The organism is Chloroflexota bacterium (assembly GCA_015478725.1).
Classification (GTDB): domain Bacteria; phylum Chloroflexota; class Limnocylindria; order Limnocylindrales; family CSP1-4; genus C-114.
The window spans coordinates 1-17,778 of record JADMIG010000003.1; the positions used below are offsets into that span (position 1 = coordinate 1).

Annotated in this window: 14 protein-coding genes; 12 read left to right on the forward strand and 2 right to left on the reverse strand. The window is 72.5% G+C overall.

Features of this window, described 5'->3' with window-relative positions:
• Positions 1-93: 93 nt before the first annotated feature.
• The 8 genes from IVW53_04000 to IVW53_04035 all read left to right on the forward strand — a co-directional run bounded on the left by IVW53_04000 (position 94) and on the right by IVW53_04035 (position 11,558).
• On the forward strand, positions 94-780 hold the full coding sequence (locus IVW53_04000) for an aminoacyl-tRNA hydrolase (GenBank protein MBF6604726.1): 687 nt from the start codon (positions 94-96) through the stop codon (positions 778-780).
• Entirely contained in the window at positions 777-4,463 is a 3,687-nt protein-coding gene (mfd, locus tag IVW53_04005) for a transcription-repair coupling factor (protein ID MBF6604727.1), read from the forward strand. Before IVW53_04000 ends, mfd begins: the two co-directional genes overlap by 4 nt.
• Positions 4,464-4,801: 338 nt before the next feature.
• Positions 4,802-5,803, forward strand: coding sequence for an LLM class F420-dependent oxidoreductase (locus IVW53_04010; GenBank protein MBF6604728.1), 1,002 nt, complete (start codon positions 4,802-4,804; stop codon positions 5,801-5,803).
• A gap of 37 nt (positions 5,804-5,840) precedes the next feature.
• Positions 5,841-7,292, forward strand: coding sequence for an MFS transporter (locus tag IVW53_04015; protein ID MBF6604729.1), 1,452 nt, complete (start codon positions 5,841-5,843; stop codon positions 7,290-7,292).
• Between the two features lie 76 nt (positions 7,293-7,368).
• Positions 7,369-7,890, forward strand: a complete 522-nt coding sequence (locus tag IVW53_04020) for an adenine phosphoribosyltransferase (GenBank protein ID MBF6604730.1) — start codon at positions 7,369-7,371, stop codon at positions 7,888-7,890.
• A 352-nt stretch (positions 7,891-8,242) separates the two neighbouring features.
• Positions 8,243-9,397 (forward strand): S-methyl-5-thioribose-1-phosphate isomerase, encoded by a 1,155-nt coding sequence (mtnA, locus tag IVW53_04025; protein ID MBF6604731.1) that lies wholly within the window; start codon positions 8,243-8,245, stop codon positions 9,395-9,397.
• 56 nt (positions 9,398-9,453) lie between these two features.
• Positions 9,454-10,272 (forward strand): GNAT family N-acetyltransferase, encoded by an 819-nt coding sequence (locus IVW53_04030; GenBank protein ID MBF6604732.1) that lies wholly within the window; start codon positions 9,454-9,456, stop codon positions 10,270-10,272.
• The gene (locus IVW53_04035) at positions 10,269-11,558 is read left to right on the forward strand and encodes an adenosylhomocysteinase (protein ID MBF6604733.1); all 1,290 of its coding nucleotides are present in this window, start codon (positions 10,269-10,271) and stop codon (positions 11,556-11,558) included. The genes IVW53_04030 and IVW53_04035 overlap by 4 nt, the downstream gene beginning before the upstream one ends.
• A gap of 135 nt (positions 11,559-11,693) precedes the next feature.
• Here the strand turns inward: IVW53_04035 and IVW53_04040 are convergent, their stop codons facing one another.
• Together IVW53_04040 and kynU are read right to left on the reverse strand one after the other, a co-directional pair.
• Entirely contained in the window at positions 11,694-11,879 is a 186-nt protein-coding gene (locus tag IVW53_04040) for a hypothetical protein (GenBank protein ID MBF6604734.1), read from the reverse strand.
• Between the two features lie 138 nt (positions 11,880-12,017).
• Positions 12,018-13,235: a kynureninase gene (gene kynU / locus IVW53_04045; protein MBF6604735.1), complete on the reverse strand. Its 1,218-nt coding sequence runs from the start codon at positions 13,233-13,235 to the stop codon at positions 12,018-12,020.
• 104 nt (positions 13,236-13,339) lie between these two features.
• On the opposite strand from kynU, the gene IVW53_04050 reads away from it, so the two are divergent.
• The 4 genes from IVW53_04050 (at position 13,340) to IVW53_04065 (ending at position 17,607) form a co-directional block, all read left to right on the forward strand.
• Positions 13,340-14,578, forward strand: a complete 1,239-nt coding sequence (locus IVW53_04050) for a methionine adenosyltransferase (GenBank protein ID MBF6604736.1) — start codon at positions 13,340-13,342, stop codon at positions 14,576-14,578.
• A gap of 85 nt (positions 14,579-14,663) precedes the next feature.
• A complete protein-coding gene (locus IVW53_04055) occupies positions 14,664-15,740 on the forward strand; it encodes an NTP transferase domain-containing protein (GenBank protein ID MBF6604737.1) in 1,077 nt (358 codons plus the stop codon).
• A complete protein-coding gene (locus IVW53_04060; GenBank protein ID MBF6604738.1) occupies positions 15,737-17,218 on the forward strand; it encodes a phosphoglucomutase/phosphomannomutase family protein in 1,482 nt (493 codons plus the stop codon). Before IVW53_04055 ends, IVW53_04060 begins: the two co-directional genes overlap by 4 nt.
• A complete protein-coding gene (locus tag IVW53_04065) occupies positions 17,215-17,607 on the forward strand; it encodes a cupin domain-containing protein (protein ID MBF6604739.1) in 393 nt (130 codons plus the stop codon). The genes IVW53_04060 and IVW53_04065 overlap by 4 nt, the downstream gene beginning before the upstream one ends.
• Positions 17,608-17,778 lie beyond the last annotated feature (171 nt).

Sequence of the window (17,778 nt, forward strand, 5' to 3'; positions counted from 1 at the left end):
CGCAACGATGACCCGGGGGACGCAACGATGACCCGGGGGACGCAACGATGACCCGGGGGACGCAACGATGACCCGCGCTGCCATGGAGACCTCGTGAAGATCGTCGTCGGGCTCGGGAATCCGGGCGGCCGCTATGCCGAAACGCGTCACAACGTCGGCTGGATGGTGCTCGATCGGGTCGCTGACCGAGCGGGTTGGGCGGGCCGTGGCCGTGAACGCGACGCATCGACCATCGTGAGCGGCCGATTCCGAAGTCTCGACCTCCTCCTCGCCAAGCCGCTGACGTTCATGAACGACTCGGGCATCGCCGTCCGCAAGCTCCTCGCCCGGGAACGGGCGCCGCTGCCGGACCTCCTCGTCGTCGCCGACGACTTCGCCCTGCCGTTCGGGAAGTTGCGATTCCGCGAGGGTGGCAGCGCAGGCGGGCACAACGGGCTCGATTCCATCGTCGTGGAGCTCGGGACGGAGAAGTTCAGCCGGCTGCGGATCGGGATCGGCGAACCGGAGGCAGGCGCGGTCGACCACGTCCTGTCGCGTTTCGAGGCGACCGAGCGACCGCGGCTCGACGAGCTGCTCAACGCGGCTGCCGACGCGGTCGAGAACTGGGCGCGCGAGGGGACGAGCCGGGCCGCCAATCGCTTCAACGCATTCGAGCTCCGACCGGCCGACGACGCGCGGACCGCTCCGCCGGGCGAGGTGGACGGTCCGCCCGACGCCGGCGGGATCCGCCGGACAAGGACCGGCTGGCGGCGCATCCGGCCCACGACACCCGAGAAGTGAGCGACCCGGGGGGGTCGTCGACGGGCGCGGTTCCGGGCCACCGTGCCGGTCATCGCCCACCGGACCTGTCCGCGCTCCCGCCGCTCCTCGCGGCGACCGGCTCATTCGCCGCGCTCCGCGAGCGGCTCGGTGCGCCGGATCGGCCCCCGGCAGCGGACCGACCCCCCGCGCCGGATCGGCCCCTGCCGAAGACCGGCCGCCACGCCGGCCTCACGGCCATGCCCCACGGCGCCAAGACGTTCCTCGCCGCCGCCCTCGCCCTCGCGCCGTCCGGCGAGCGGATCTGCTGGATCGCCCGCGACTCGGAGATCGGGGACCGCGTCGCCGAGGAGCTCGGGGCGTGGCTCGGCGACCCCGGTGCCGTGGCCGTCCTCGAGCCGCGGACGGCGCTCGCCTACGAGCGGAGCGAGCTCGTTGCGGACGAGACGGCCGCCCGGGTCGCGGCGCTCGCCGCGTGGCGGAGCGGTGCAGCCCCGGTCCTCGTGGCGAGCGTCCAGGCGCTCCTCCAGCCGACGATCGCCCCGGAGGACCTCCCGGCGAACCCGCGCCTCATCCGCGTCGGGATGCGCCTCGGCCTCGAGGTGCTGCTGCTCGAGCTCCTCGACCTCGGCTACGTTCCGGTCATGGAGGTTGCCGGACGGGGCGAGTTCGCCCGGCGGGGCGGGATCGTCGACGTGTTCCCGCCATCGAGCCCGCTGCCCGTCCGGCTCGAGTTCTTCGGCGACGAGATCGACTCCCTGCGACGCTTCGATCCGACGGACCAGCGCACCGTCGAGACGATCGACGCGGCGACCCTCCTTCCAGCGAGCGAGATCCTCGTCCCGGCGGACGGCAGCGCGGGGATCCGCGCGCGACTCGGGCGGATGGCGGGACGGCTGCCGGAGCGCCTGGCGTCCGATCTCGCCCGATTCGAGGCCGCCACGATCCCGTCGTCGGCGGCAGTAGTGGCGGGCGCGTCGTCGTCCTCCGCCTCGACGGACGGTCGGCCCACGCGCGCCCTCGATGTCGGCGATGCCGCCGAGGTATGGGCGGGGGTGCTCTGCCAGGCGACCGGCCTCGATCACCTCGATCCGTCGACCCTCCTCATCCTCGACGAGCCCGGCGACATCGCGGAGGCGGCGGCGTTCCTCTGGCGTCAGGCGGACGAGCGAAGGGCCGATCTGGAGGCATCCGGCGAGCTCCCGGCGGGCTGGCCGGCGACGTACCTGCCACCCCGCGCGTGGAAGTCCCGGCTCCTCGGGGCCCGGACGCTCGAGCTCACCTGGGAGAGCGAGAGCTCATCCGAGTCGGCGATCGCCGGCGGCGGCCTCAGCAGCGGCGATCTCTTCGGCTGGCGCGAGCCCGTCCTCCCAGCGGGCCGGGCCGGGCAGCTCGCCGAGGCGGTCGATCGGTGGGCGGCGGATCGCGCCCGGATCGTCCTCGCCTCGGACCAGGGCGTCCGCCTCGCCGAGATCCTCGCCGAATCGGGTCGGCCGGTAGCGGTCGTCGCCCGCATCGCGGATCCACCCCCGCCAGGCGCCACGACGATCGTCGAGCGGAGTCTCAACGGCGGCTTCGTCGGCGGGCCGGAAGGCCTCGTCTTCGTCACGGACCGGGAGCTGTTCGGGACCGTTCGGATCCGCCGTCCCAGGGCGCTGCGGCGGGTGGTGCCCCGCGACATCCTCGAGCGTCTCGCGCCCGGCGACCTCGTCGTCCACGTGGATCACGGCGTCGCGCGGTACGAGCGGATGATCCGCCGCGGCGGCGCGGGCGAGGATCGCGACTACCTCGAGCTGAGCTTCGCGGGTGGCGATCGGATCTTCGTGCCGCTCGAGCAGATCGATCGCGTGACTCGCTATTCCGGTGGCGAGCGACCGCAGCTGTCGCGGCTCGGCGGCAGCGAATGGGCGCGCACGAAGCAGCGCGTGAAGCGGGCCGTCACGGATCTCGCCGATGAGCTTCTCGCGCTGTACGCGACACGGGCCGCCGCCCGCGGGCACGCCTTCGCTCCGGACACGCCGTGGCAGGCGGAGATGGAGGCGAGCTTCCCGTACGAGGAGACCGCGGACCAGCTCCGCGCCACCGAGGAGGTCAAGGCGGACATGGAGGCCGGCCGGCCGATGGATCGGCTCGTCGTCGGCGACGTCGGCTACGGCAAGACGGAGGTCGCCCTGCGGGCCGCGTTCAAGGCGATCCAGGATGGGACCCAGGTGGCCGTCCTCGTCCCGACGACCGTTCTCGCGGCACAACACCACGCGACGTTCAGCTCGCGGTTCGGGGCCTATCCGATCGTCGTCCACCTCCTCTCGCGGTTCGTGGCGCCCGCCGGACAGGCGCGGACGATCGCCGGCCTCGCGGACGGCTCGGTGGATCTCGTCATCGGGACCCACCGCCTGCTCTCGAAGGACGTCCGGTTCCGGGACCTCGGGCTCGTGGTCGTCGACGAGGAGCAGCGATTCGGGGTCGCCGCCAAGGAACGCCTCAAGCGCCTCCGGAGCGAGGTGGACGTGCTCACCCTCAGCGCGACCCCCATCCCCCGCACGCTCAACCTCGCCCTCGCCGGCATCCGCGACCTCAGCGTCATCGAGACTCCGCCGGAGGATCGGCTGCCGATCCAGACGCGGGTCGCCGAGGCGTCCGCCGGCCTCGTCCGCGATGCGATCCTCCGCGAGCTGGACCGCGGCGGCCAGGTCTTCTACGTCCACAATCGGGTCGAGACGATCGAGGCCCAGGCCGATCAGCTGCGGCGGATGCTGCCAGGAGTGCGGATCGTCGTCGGTCACGGTCAGATGGGGGAGGGCGCCCTCGAGCAGGTCATGATCACGTTCGCCGACGGCGCCGCGGACGTGCTCGTCTGCACGACGATCATCGAGTCCGGGCTCGACATCCCCAACGCGAACACGATCGTCATCGACCGGGCGGACACGCTCGGCCTGGCCCAGCTCTACCAGCTCCGCGGGCGGGTCGGGCGATCGTCCCGCCGGGCGTATGCGTATCTCCTCTACCGCCGGCGCGAGCGGCTCTCCGACGAGGCGCGGAAGCGGCTCCAGGCGATCTTCAACGCGTCCGAGCTCGGGGCCGGGTTCCAGATCGCGCTGTCGGACCTCGAGATCCGGGGGGCCGGCGACATCCTCGGCGCCGAGCAGTCGGGACACATGGCGGCCGTCGGGTTCGACCTGTATTCGCGACTGCTCGCCGAGGCCGTTGAGGAACGAAAGGCGACGTTCGAGGGACGGGAGCCGGTGGTGGTCCGCCAGGGCGCCGTCGTCGATCTGCCGGTGGAGGCGCATCTCCCGGACAGCTACGTACCTGACGAGGCCCAGAAGCTCGAGCTGTACCGGCGGCTCGCCCGTGCCCGGACTGCCGGCGACCTCGCCGCCTTCCGGCAGGAGGTGGCCGATCGCTTCGGTCCGCCGCCGCCGGCCGTCCTCCGTCTCGTCGAGGTGGCGGAGCTCCGCCTCACGGCCGAACGCGCCGGCGTCTCGTCGATCTCCCGCGAGGATGGCCAGCTTGTCATCCGGTTCGGAGCCGGGTTGTCACGGGCCATGGCGATGCGGATGCTCTCCGGGCCAGGCCTGTCCGGTGTCCGGCCGGGCGAGACCACATTCGCGAGCAACCAGGTGCGGATCCGCATACCGCGCGATCCCGCCCGTGCCTGGGGACTCACCCAGGCCGTCGTCGCACGGCTGGCGGCGAGCGAGTGAGGCCTTGGCCGCCGGAGCCCCGGGCGGCTGGATCGGCCGGGCGGCGGGATCGGGGCGGCAGGATCGGCCCGTCCGAGCTCCGGGCGCCCGGAAAACTCGTGCATTCGTGAATGGTTCACCGCTGCACGATTGCGGCGCGCGCGGGGCCCGTGGAGCTTCCGTTCACGCGGGGCTCGCGCCCCCGGCTCGACGGGACACGGCCACGGCGGCCGAGAGGACGAGAGGCCGAGGGGCCGAGAGGCCGAGCGGGCGGCGATCGGCACGACGCGATAGGCTGAAGTGACCCTCGGCGATTCGGCGCGCTGCCGATCCCGTTCGGGGCGCCCGGGAGTGACTCGATGCGACCGCTGTTCGGCCTCCACCTTCCGAACTACACCTTCGCGGACGCGCCGGAGGAGGGCGCCGACGCGCGGCATGAGGGCGCCGACGCGCGGGAGGAGGGCGCGGACACGCCGCCGGAAGGGCTGTTCGGCCGGGTGGTGGAGCTCGCGAAGGCTGCCGAGGCGGCGGGCTTCGGGCTCGTCACCGTCATGGACCACTTCTACCAGATCCGGGGTGTCGGGCCGGAGACCGAGCCGATGCTCGAATCGTACTCGACGCTCGCCGCCCTCGCCCAGCACACGTCCCGGGTCCGCCTCGCGACGCTCGTCACCGGCGTGACGTACCGCAACCCCGCGATCCTTGCCAAGACCGTCACGACGCTCGACATCCTGTCCGGCGGACGGGCGATCCTCGGCCTCGGCGCGGCCTGGAACGAGGACGAGCATCGCGGCTACGGCATCGACTTCCCACCGATCCGGGAGCGGATGGACCGGCTCGACGAGGCGCTGGCGATCGCCCGGGCGATGTTCAGCGAGGACCGTCCGAGCTTCGCCGGCGCCCACTACCGGATCGACCGGGCGCTCAACGTCCCACGGCCGATCCAGCCGGGCGGCCCGAAGATCCTCGTCGGCGGGGGTGGAGAGTTGCGCACCCTGAAGATCGCCGCGAAACACGCCGACATGACCCACTGGTTCCCGCTGGGGCTCGAGACACTCCGTCACAAGACGGATGTCCTGGCCCGCCATTGCGAAGCGATCGGCCGCGACCCGGCGACGATCCAGCGGATGATGGCCACGCCGGTCCTCGTCGTCGAGAACGAGCGACAGGCCGCCCTAGCCCTCGACCGACTGCCGCCGGAGCGGCGCGCACACGTGACGGCGGGCCCGCCCGAGTACGCGGCCGAGGCGCTCCGACCATACCTCGACGCGGGGTTCAGCGGCTTCACGTTTAACAACCCGTTCCTGCCGACCGCCGAGGCGATCGGCGTCGCCGGCGAGCTGCTCGCCCTGCTTGACTGACCGCTTCGGCGTCGCCGGACCGTCCGCTGTCCCGCCCGTGGCCGCTGTCCCGCCCGTGACCGGCGGCCTCTGGTCGCCGGCGCGGCGCGCGCTCACCGTCGGACTCGTCCTCACCATCACCCTCGTGGCGTTCGAGGCCCTCGCCGTGTCGACGGTCATGCCGGTGGTCGCCCGCGAGCTCGGCGGCCTCGACCTGTACGGCTGGGTCTTCTCGGCGTTCTTCCTCGGCGACCTGGTCGGCATCGTGGTGGTCGGCGGCCTCATCGATCGGGGCGGGCTCATCCGGCCGTTCGTGGGCGGTCTCACCCTGTTCGGCCTCGGACTCGCCATCGGCGGCCTCTCCCCGTCCATGCCCGTCCTCATCGCCGGGCGGCTCCTCCAGGGGTTCGGTGCCGGCGCGATCGCGCCCACGGCGTACGTGGCGATCGGACGGAGCCTCCCGGAGGGCCTCCGCGCCCAGATGTTCGCGACACTGTCCACCGCGTGGGTCCTGCCAGGTGTCCTGGGCCCGGCGATCGCCGGCATCGTCGCCCAGCACGCGTCGTGGCGATTCGTCCTGCTCGGGCTTATCCCGCTCATCGTCGTCTCCGGCACGCTCGCCGTGGCCGGCCTGCGCGACGTCCCGCCCGCCGATCCGACCGCGGCGTCCGCGGAGCACCTCGTCGCGATCGATGCCCGCCGCCGCCTCCCCCGCGCGATCGTCCTTGCCGTTGCGGCCGGCCTCACGCTCGCCGGCCTCACCGACCCGACGTCGCTCCTCTCCGGCGGACTCATCCTGGCCGGGGTCGTCGCCGGCGTCGTCGCCTTCCGGTCCCTCGTCCCGGCCGGCACGCTCCGCGCCCACGGTCGGCTGCCGTCCGCGGTCCTCGTCCGCGGCCTGGCCACGTTCACGTTCTTCTCCGTCGATGCGTACGTCTCGCTCCTCCTCGTCGGCTGGCGGGGCATCAGCCCGGCCGAGGCGGGGATCGCGCTCACGGCCGCGACCGTCTGCTGGACCGGCGGATCGTGGATCCAGGCGCGATGGATCGGCCGGCTCGGCGCCGCACGATTCGTGCGAACCGGACTGGCAGTGACGGTCGTCGGGATCGGGGCGACCGCCCTCGTGCTCCTCCCGGCCGTGCCGGTCCTGTGGGCGGTCCCGGCGTTCGCCATCGCCGGGTTCGGGATGGGACTCGCCTATTCGCCGCTGTCCCTCGTCGTCCTCGCCGAAGCGGCCGCCGGAACGGAGGGCGGGGCGACCTCCGCGCTGCAGCTCTCCGACACGCTCGGCACGGCGCTCGGGACGGGCATCGCCGGGGCCATCCTCGCCGCGGCCGCCCGGGCCGGGACGTCCATCGCCGTCGGCCTGGCGATCGCCTTCGCGCTCGCCGCCTTCGTCGGGGTCGTGGGAGCCGGGCTCGGCGGAAGGCTCGGTGGCCGACCCGAGCTCGGCGGCCGACCCGACCCCGGCGGCAGGCTCGGCGGCCGACCGGATCCGGCCGTGCGGTAGACTTCGGCTGCCCGCGCGCCCGCCGCGCCGTCGAGCCTCGATCAGCCCCCGAGGATCACCGGAGGATCCCGCATCGATGTCCGCTGAGGACCTGCGCGCCAAGATCCGCGAGATCGCCGACTTCCCGAAGCCCGGCATCCTGTTCTACGACATCACGACCCTCCTCAAGGACCCGGCCGCGTATCGCGAGGCGATCGACCTCATGCTCGAGCCGTATCGCGACGAGCGGATCGACGTGGTCGTCGGGATGGAGTCCCGCGGCTTCATCTTCAGCGCGCCCTTGGCGTACCAGATGAGCGCCGGCCTCGTGCCGGTCCGCAAGCTCGGCAAGCTCCCGGCGGAGACGCTGACCGTCGAATACGCCCTGGAGTACGGCTCGAACACCCTGGAGATCCACCGCGACGCGATCCGGCCGGGTCAGCGGGTCCTCATCGTCGATGACCTCCTCGCGACGGGCGGGACCGTGGGCGGGACGATCGAGCTCGTCGAGCGACTCCAGGGCGAGGTGGTGGGGCTCGCCTTCCTCGTCGAGCTCGACTTCCTCAAGGGTCGGGATCGTCTCGCCGGCCGGCGCGTGACGAGCGTCATCCAGTACTGACAGCCGCTCGAGTCGAGGCCGATCCGTGTCCGATCAGGGTCCAGGGGACGTCACCGAGCCGACCGCGCGATCGGACGCGCCCGAGCGGACCACGCCCGAGCCGACACCCACGCCCGTGGCTGGCACGCCCGCCGCCGGCACGCCCGCGCCCGAGCAGACCCCCGCGGCGCGGGCCGAGCCCGCAGGAGCCGACCTCGACCGGCGACGGTTCTTCCGGCAGTTCGCCACTGACGTCGTCCACACCGCGGCCACCTTCGCCGGGATGGCCGGCGCGCTCCAGCGCACCTCCGCCGAGGCGGCGAACGCGCTCCTCGGGGGGTCCGGAGCCGGCGGATCGGGCGGCCTTTCGGCGATGTTCAGCGACGCCCTCGGCGACCCACTCGATCATGCGAACCCGGATCCCGCGACGCCGTCCGGATTCCGGACCGCATTCCGCTGGGACGGCGATCTCCTCTATCTGGTCGATCAGCGGAAGCTCCCGACCGAGCTCGTCGAGGTGAGCTGCCAGACCGCGGCCGAGGTGGCCTGGGCGCTCCGCGAGATGGTCATCCGCGGCGCACCGGCGATGGGCCAGGCAGCCGCCGTGGGCCTCGCCCTCACCGCGGCCCGGATGGCGGATTCCACGCCGTTCGTCCGTCGAGCGACCCTCCGGGGGAGTGCCACGGCCCTCGTGAACGCCCGCCCGACCGCGATCAACGTCCGCTGGGCGACGGATCGCTGCCTCGCCGCGGTGGAGGCCGTCGGCGACCTCTCCGAAGATGGTGGCCTTGTCGCGGAGACGATCCGGCGCGAGGCGGAGGCGATCATCGCGGAGGCGGCGGCGGATCACGAGCGCCTCGCGACGCTCGGTCTCGCCGAGCTGCCGATCCCCCGGGGCCGGCCGCTCCAGGTCCTCACCCACTGCAACACCGGGCCGCTCGCCTGCGGCCAGTTCGGGACCGCGCTCGGCGTCGTCCAGGCGGCGGTCCACGCCGGCCGCGACATCATCGTCTTCGTCGACGAGACGCGACCGTATCTCCAGGGGGCCCGCCTCACGGCCTGGGAGCTCGGCCAGGCGGGCGTCGCCCACACCCTCATCGCCGACGCGGCGGCCGGATGGGTCCTCGCGACCCGCGAGATCGACGCGGTGCTCGTGGGAGCGGATCGGATCGCCGCGAACGGCGACACCGCCAACAAGATCGGGACCTACCCGCTCGCCGTGCTCGCCCGGCGCCACGGCGTCCCGTTCTATGTCTGCGCCCCGACCTCGAGCATCGACCTTGCGACCCCGGACGGCTCGGCGATCCAGATCGAACAGCGCGCGAGCGACGAGGTGACCATCATCCGCGGGGTACCGATCGCGCCGCCGGCCACACCGGCCCTGAATCCGGCCTTCGATGTGACCCCGGCGGAGCTCATCACCGCCATCGTCACCGAGGCGGGCGTCCTCCGGGCTCCCTTCGAGTCGGCCCTCGTGGAGGCCGTCGCCTCAGCCGTGGGACGGCGCCACGCCGTGGATGCCGCCTGATGGTCTCCGTCGCGCTCACCGCTCGCCAGCATCGGTCCGGCATCGTGACCGGCCCGATGACGGATCGCGTCGCGCTGCGCGCCTTCCTCGAGCGCGATCGGCTCTTCGCCGCGTACGCCATCTGCGACCTCGAGGACCGCGAGTGGTCGCGGAGCCACTGGGGCGCCGCGTGGCAGCGGGACGAGCTCATCGCGGTCGCCCTCGAATACGCCGGCCTCTCGCCCCAGCCGCTCTTCGTGGTCGGGCGACCGGATGGGATCGAGGCGATCCTTGCCGACGTCATCCATCCGCGCGCCGCCTACGTCGCGGCGCAGCCGGAGCATCTCCGAGCCGTCGCCGCCCACTATCGCGTCGACCCGGGCGTGCCGATGATCCGGATGTGGGTGGATCGCGCCCACTTCCGGCCGTTCCCGGCGGACGTCCGGCGGCTCCTGCTGGCCGAGATCGGCGACCTCAACCGGCTCTATGGGCTCGGCTTCGCCGCGTGGCTCCCGTCCTCGGCGATCGGCGAGGGCGTCTACTACGGGATGAAGGTCGGCGGCCAGCTCATCTCGGCGGCCGGCACCCACGTCATCAGTCCGACCGCCCGGCTCGCCGTCGTCGGGAACGTCCTCACCCACACGGCATACCGCGGTCGTGGCTACGCCACCGCCACCACCGGCGCGGTCACCGCCGAGCTGCTCCGGACGAGCGACCAGGTGGTCCTCAATGTCCGTTCGGACAATCCACCCGCGCTCCACGCGTACCGCCGCCTCGGCTACCAGGAGCATTGTCGGTTCGAGGAGCGGCTCGTGCATCGGCTCGGCGCGCCGTGGCCGGCCATGCCCGGCCTACTCCGCCGATTCTTCCCCCGCAAGGAGACCCACCCTTCATGACCGCGACCGCTCACGCGACTGCCGCACTCCCACCCCACGATGTCACCGATCTCGGCCTCGCCGACGAAGGCGTCCGGCGGATCGAATGGGCCGAGCGGGAGATGCCCGTCCTGCGGATCATCCGGGAGCGCTTCGAGCGTGAGCGGCCGCTCGCCGGCCTCCGCGTCGGCGCCTGCCTCCACGTGACGACCGAGACGGCGAATCTCATGCGGACGCTGCGCGCCGGCGGCGCGGACATCGTCCTCTGCGCGTCGAACCCGCTCTCGACGAAGGACGACGTCGCGGCCGCGCTCGTCGTCGTCTACGGCATCGGCTGCTACGCCCGTCGCGGCGAGGACCGCGACACGTACTACGCCCACCTCGGCGCGGTCGCCGATACCCACCCCGTCCTCACGATGGACGACGGCTGCGACCTCGTCTCGCTCCTCCACACGGAGCGCCCGGACCAGCTCCGCGAGGTGTTCGCCGGCACGGAGGAGACCACGACGGGCGTCATCCGGCTCAAGGCGATGGCCGCCGACGGCGCCCTCAGGTTCCCGGTCATCGCGGTGAACGAGGCGCAGACGAAGCACCTCTTCGACAACCGCTACGGCACCGGCCAGAGCACCGTCGACGGGATCCTGCGGGCGACGAACATCCTCCTTGCCGGGCGCAACGTCGTCGTGGCCGGCTACGGCTGGGTGGGGCGGGGGATCGCCTCGCGGATGAACGGCATGGGCGCCCACGTCGCGATCGTGGAGGTGGACCCAATCCGGGCGCTCGAGGCGCTGATGGACGGCTTCCGGGTCATGACCGTCGGCGAGGCGGCAGGCTGGGGCGAGCTGTTCGTCACCGCGACCGGCAACGTCAACGTGTTCCGGCGCGAGCATTTCGCGGCGATGCGCGACGGCGCGATCATGGCGAACAGCGGGCATTTCGACGCCGAGCTCGACCTGCCGGCCCTGCGGGAGATGGCCGAGGGGCACGTGCGGCAGATCCGCGATTCGCTCGTCGAATACGACATCGGCGGCAAGCGGCTCAACCTCATCGCCGAGGGGCGGCTCGTGAACCTCGGCGCGGCGGAGGGCCATCCGGCGGCGGTCATGGACATGAGCTTCGCCAACCAGGCCCTCTCGGCCGAGTACATCGCAGCTCATCATGGCGAGCTGGAGCCGCAGGTCTATGTCGTCCCCGAGGCGATCGACGCGGAGGTCGCGCGGCTCAAGCTCGCCGCGCTCGGAGTCGCGATCGACGGGATGACGTCCGAGCAGGTCGCCTACATCGCCGCCTGGCAGCACGGTACGTAGCCGGCCGCGTGGCGCGTCGCGGCTGAAGCGGGGCGGCCAAAGCGGCTCGGCCAAGCGGCCCGGCGGAAGCGGCTCGGCCATCGGTGCCACGATAATCGCGGCCCGGCGGCAGCGGTCCGGCCATCGGTGCCACGATTAGCCGGCGTCCGGCTGGCGGGAGCGATCGTCACGCTGGCGGACGTTGTCGAACGCGGCCGGAGGGTGGAGCCCGACACTCCGAAGGTATGCGGGGTTCGTGACCGATCGATCGACACCGCTGATCGACATGAGGGACGCCGGACTCGCGGCGGCGACGTCCTGGCCGCGAAGGCCGCCGGCCACCTCGAAACCGCACGCTCACCCGCCTGCGAAACGTCGTTCGGCCGCGCGCTAATCGTGGGGTCGATGACGCGACCTGGCTGACGCGTCGCTGCCGCCCTCGGCGATCAGGCGCCCCCGGCGATCAGGCGCCCCCGGCGATCAGGCGCCCCCGGCGATCAGGCGCCGCAGGCGATCGAGGCCCTCGTGCACATCGACGAAGCGGGTGTAGAGCGGCGCGAATCCGAGCCGGACCGAATCCGGCGCGCGGAAGTCCGGGACGATGCCGGCGGCGATGAGGGCGGCGCAGAGCCGCCGGGCCTGGGGATGGCGGATCGACACGTGGGCGCCACGATCGCGCGCGTCGCGCGGCGACCCCAGGTCGCACCCAAGCGGCGCGAGCCACGCGTCGTGGAGGCCGATGGCGTACTCGGTGAGGGCGATCCCCTTCGCCCGGATCCCCTCGATGCCGGCATCCGCGACGATCCTCACGCCCTCCTCGACCGCGACGATCCCGAGCACGGCCGCTGTGCCGGTCAGCCAGGCGCGGATCCCCGGGGCCGCTGCATAGCCCTGCGCCATCGCGAACTGATCCTCCCGCCCGAACCAGCCCTGGACCGGATTCCGCAGCTCGCGCTGGAGTTCCCGACGGACGTAGAGGAAGGCCGGCGCCCCGGGGCCGCCGCTCAGGTACTTGTAGGTGCAGCCCACGGCGAGGTCCATCCCGCCGGCCGTCGCCTGGACCGGGATCGAGCCGACGGAGTGGCAGAGATCCCAGAGCGTGAGCGCCCCGGACTCGTGGGCGAGGGCGCTGATGCGCGCCAGGTCCGCGATCGCCGCCGAGCGGTAGTTCACGTGGCTGAGGGCGACGAGGGCGACGTCATCGTCGAGGACGGCGGCTACGTCCTCCGCCGTCGCGCCGGCGACGGGGTCGCCATCGATCCAGCGGACCGCGAGGCCGCGGGCTGCGGCGAGCCCTTCGAGGACGTACCGATCGGTCGGGAAGTTATCGCGATCGGTCACGATCGCCCGGCGTCCGCCGCGTGCGTCGAGGGCCGCGACGGCGAGGCGGTGGAAATTCACCGTCGTGGAATCGGCGACGATCACCTCGCCCGGCCGAGCTCCGAGAAGCGCGGTTCCGATGCGATCGCCGACCCGGACCGGCAGGTCGAGCCAGTCGTCCCACCCGCGGATGAGCCGGCCACCCCAGTCCTCGCGCACGGCCGTCGCCAGACGCTCCGCCGTCGCCTTCGGCAGCCGTCCGAGCGAGTTGCCGTCGAGATAGACGAGGTCCGGATCGTCGATGACGAAGCGGTCCCGGAAGGATGCGAGCGGATCGGCCGCGTCGAGGGCTTCGGCGCGCTCGAGCGTCGTGTCCATCGCGGCAGTGTAGGCGCCGGATCCGCCCGGACGCCCGGCCGGACGAACGCGGATCGGCCCGGAGCGTCCTTCGTGCTACGCTCCGCGCAATCCTTGGAGGGACCATGACGAGCATCGTCGACGCCGCCCACTACCTCTTCACGTCCGAGTCGGTGACCGAGGGTCACCCCGACAAGATGTGCGATCAGATCAGCGACGCGATCCTCGACGAGATCATCGCCCGCGATCCGGACGCTCGCGTCGCCTGCGAGACGGCGACCACGACCGGGCTCGTCCTGGTCCTCGGCGAGGTCACGACGAAGACGTACGTGGACTTCCAGGCGGTCGTCCGCGAGACGGTCCGCGACATCGGCTACACGCGGGCCGAATACGGCTTCGACTACCTCACCTGCGGCACCCTCGTGAGCGTCAAGGAACAGTCGGCGGACATCGCGATGGGCGTGGACGCCGCGCTCGAGACCCGCGAGGACGGGGCGTCCGCCAGGGAGCTCGGGGCCGGCGACCAGGGGATGATGTTCGGCTACGCCTGCCGCGAGACCCCGGAGCTCATGCCGCTGCCGATCGCCCTCGCCCATCGGATGGCACGCCGGCTCGCCGAAGTCCGCAAGAGCGGACAGCTCCAGTACCTGCGGCCGGACGGCAAGACCCAGGTCACCGTCGAATACGAGCGCGGTGTCCCGAAGCGGGTCCGGACGGTCGTCGTCGCCGCGCAGCACGACCCCGACGCCCGGATCGAGCGGCTGCGCCGGGACATCGAGGAGACGGTCATCCTGCCCACGATCCCGCGCGAGCTCCGCGACACGGATCCGATCATGCACGTCAACCCGACCGGCCGCTTCGTCACCGGCGGCCCGATGGGCGACGCCGGCCTGACCGGGCGCAAGATCATCGTCGACAGCTACGGCGGGATGGCCCGTCACGGCGGCGGCGCCTTCTCGGGCAAGGACCCGACGAAGGTGGACCGATCGGCGAGCTACGCCGCGCGGTGGGTCGCCAAGAACGTCGTGGCGGCGGGTCTGGCGGACCGCTTCGAGGTGGAGATCGCCTACGGCATCGGGATCGCCCGGCCGGTGAGCTTCTCGGTCGAGTCCTTCGGCACCGGAAGGATCCCGGACGAGCGGATCCAGGCGATCATCGAACACCACTTCGACCTCCGCCCGGCGTCGATCATCGCCGCCCTCGACCTCCGCCGGCCCATCTACCGGCAGACGGCGTCGTACGGGCATTTCGGCCGCCCGGAACTCGATCTGCCGTGGGAACGGACCGACAAGGCGGCCCTCCTCGCGGCGGACGCGGGCCTGCGGGAACCGTCCGCCGACGCGGTCGGAGTCGGCGCCGGCTGACCCACGGACGGCCCGGCGGCCCGGCGCACGGGCACCTGCATCGCCCGCTGACCGTCGGCCCCGGCGCGGCCCGTAGAATCCACCGATGTACGCCGTTATCCTCGCCGGCGGTGGCGGGACGCGCCTCTGGCCGCTGAGCACCCCGGACCGCCCGAAGCCGTTCCTTCCGCTCCTCGGCGAACGCTCGCTCCTCCAGCGGACGGTCGATCGGCTGTCGCCGCTCGTCGACGAGGGGGTCGTGACGGACGTCACGGTCGTGACGGATCGGCGGTACGTCGGCCTGGTCCGGGCGCAACTGCCGGCTTTCCGCATCCTCGCCGAGCCCACCGGGCGCAATACGGCCGCCGCGATCGCACTCGCCGTCGCCGCCATCGACCGGCCGGAGGAGGAGGTCATGCTCGTCCTGCCGGCGGACCACGGGATCGACCCGCAGCGCGACGACGTCTTCCGCGGCGTGCTGGCGGCCGCCGAGACCGGCCTTGCCGGCGAGGCCTTCGGCATCGATGCGCCACTCGTCACGCTCGGTATCGCGGTCGATCGCCCGGCGACCGAGTACGGCTACCTCATCCCCGACCTCGAGCGGGGCGCCACGATCGAGGGCCTTCGCGCCTGCCCGCTCGCGGCGTTCGAGGAGAAGCCGCGGCCACCGCGCGCCCAGGAGCTGCTCACCCAGCCCGGCGTCGCCTGGAACGCCGGGATCTTCCTCTGGCGCCGCTCGTCGATCCGCCTTGCGCTCGAGCGGTACACGGCCCTGCTCACCGCGATCGCGCCCGCCGTGCGCTCGCCCGTCGCCCTCGCTGCCGCGTACGACCGTCTCACCCCGATCTCGATCGACTACGCGGTCATGGAGGGCGCCGCCCGGGACGATCGCGTCGTCATGGCGGCGATGGACGTCGGCTGGAGCGACCTCGGTGGCTGGTCGTCCCTGCTCGCCGCGCTCGGGGGCCGGGCCACGGGCCGCGTCGTGCCGCCCGGCGAGGCGGTGGCGCTCGGCCCGCACGACCTCCTCATCGAGCGCCGGGACCGCAGGCTCGCCGTGGTCGACGGCCCGCGCGGTAGCATCAGCACGGCACCCACCGCGCTCCTCGCCGGTGCCGCGCCGGACCGGTCGATCGTCGACGCCCTGATCGAACGCGTCTCAGCCCAGGAGGTCAGCGGATGACGACGATCGCCGAGGCTCCCCGCCCCACGACGATCGTCTTCGGCACGGATGGCTGGCGGGCCCGCGTGGCGGATGAGTTCACGTTCGAGAGCGTGCGTCGCTGCGCGGACGGCGTCGCGGCCTATGTCGTCGGTCGGGGTGAGCAGGCCAAGGGCGTCGTCATCGCCTATGACCGCCGCTTCGCCTCCGAGCATTTCGCCGCCGCCGCCGCGGAGGTCGTCCTCGCCCACGACATCCCGGTATCGATCGCCGCCCACGCGGTGCCGACCCAGATGACGTCGTACGAGGTCGTGGAGCGCGGCGCGGCCGCCGGCATCATGATCACCGCGAGCCACAACCCGTGGACGGACAACGGGTTCAAGGTCAAGGCGCCGACGGGATCGGCCGCCGGCCCCGAGATCATCGCCGTCCTCGAGGGTCGGATCGCGGCGAACGGCGGGACGGCGATCGCCCGTCGCCCGCTCGCGGACGCCGAGGCCGCCGGACTCGTCGAGCGCTTCGATCCGTACGACGGGTACGAGCGATACGTCCGGCGGACCGTGGACATCGATGCCCTCAAGGCCGCGGATGCGCACATCCTCGTCGAGCCCATGTGGGGCGCCGGAGCGGGATGGATCAGCCGGATCCTCGGCGGGGGCCGGATCCGGATCACGGAGATCCACCAGGAGCGGAACCCGTACTTCGGCGGGGTGAACCCTGAGCCGATCCGACCGAACGTCGACGAGGCGCTCGGGATGCTCGCCGCCGGCGGCTACGACCTGGGTCTCTTCCTCGACGGCGACGCCGATCGCGCCGGAGCGGCGGACGAGCGCGGCACGTTCATCCACCAGCTCCAGGTCACGGGCCTGCTCATGTACTACCTCGCCGAGCACCGCGGGCTCCGACAGCCGGTGGTCGTGAGCGTCAACAACACATCGATGGCCGGGCGCCTCGGCGTCCACTACGGGATCCCGGTCCACGAGACCTCCGTCGGGTTCAAGTTCATCGGACCGAAGATGATCGCGACCGGGGCGATGATGGGGGCCGAGGAGTCGGGCGGGTTCGGATTCGGGATGCACCTGCCGGAGCGCGACGGGATCTACGCGGACCTCCTCCTCCTCGACCTCTTCCTGCGCGAGCGAGCGGCCGGCCGGTGGCCGGTCTCGCGGGCCATCGAGCACTTCCATGAGCTCGCCGGGCCGTCGTTCTATCGGCGGATCGACGTCCACGTCGAGCAGGCGGCCTACGCCGCCGTCAAGCAACGGCTGGTCGAGGTCCTCGGCGACACGCCGCCGACCGAGCTCGCCGGGCGGCCGGTGGTCCGGAGCCAGGCGCTTGAGACGAAGGACGGCTCCAAGTTCTTCCTCGCCGACGGTTCATGGCTGCTCGTTCGCACGAGCGGGACCGAGCCGCTCGTCCGGGTCTACACGGAGGCGACGTCCGCCGGGGTCCGCGACGCGCTGGTCGAGGCCGGGGAGCGACTGGTCCGCGGCTCGTGACCGACGCACCGGGCGTGGCCGGATCGGAGGCGGGCCGTCGCGTGGACAAGCCGTGGGGCCACGAGATCATCTGGGCGGAGACGGATCGCTACGTCGGCAAGATCCTCGTCATCCTGGCCGGCCGCCGGCTCTCGCTGCAGTACCACGAGGTGAAGGACGAATCGATCCTCGTCGTCCGTGGCCGCATGCGGCTCCATCTCGCGGACGAGGCGGGGATCGTCCGGACGACCGAGCTCGGGCCGGGCGACAGGCGCCACGTCCCGCCCGGTCGGGTCCACCGCTACGAGGCGATGGAGGACGTCGAGCTCATGGAGGTCTCCACCCCGGAGCTCGACGACGTCGTTCGACTCGAGGACGACTACGGCCGCGAGGCGACGACGGCGCCCTGAACCGCGGCGACCGGAGGTCCGGTCGGGCAGTGACCGGATCGGGGGATGACCGGGGCCGCCGGAGGGTGTAGGCTCCGTGGTGCGACCGCCATCACCGGTCGATGGTGCAAGGACCGGACGGCGGCCTCGTCAGCGTCCCGGATCGGGCGACCCGGGGCACGGAGGGTCACC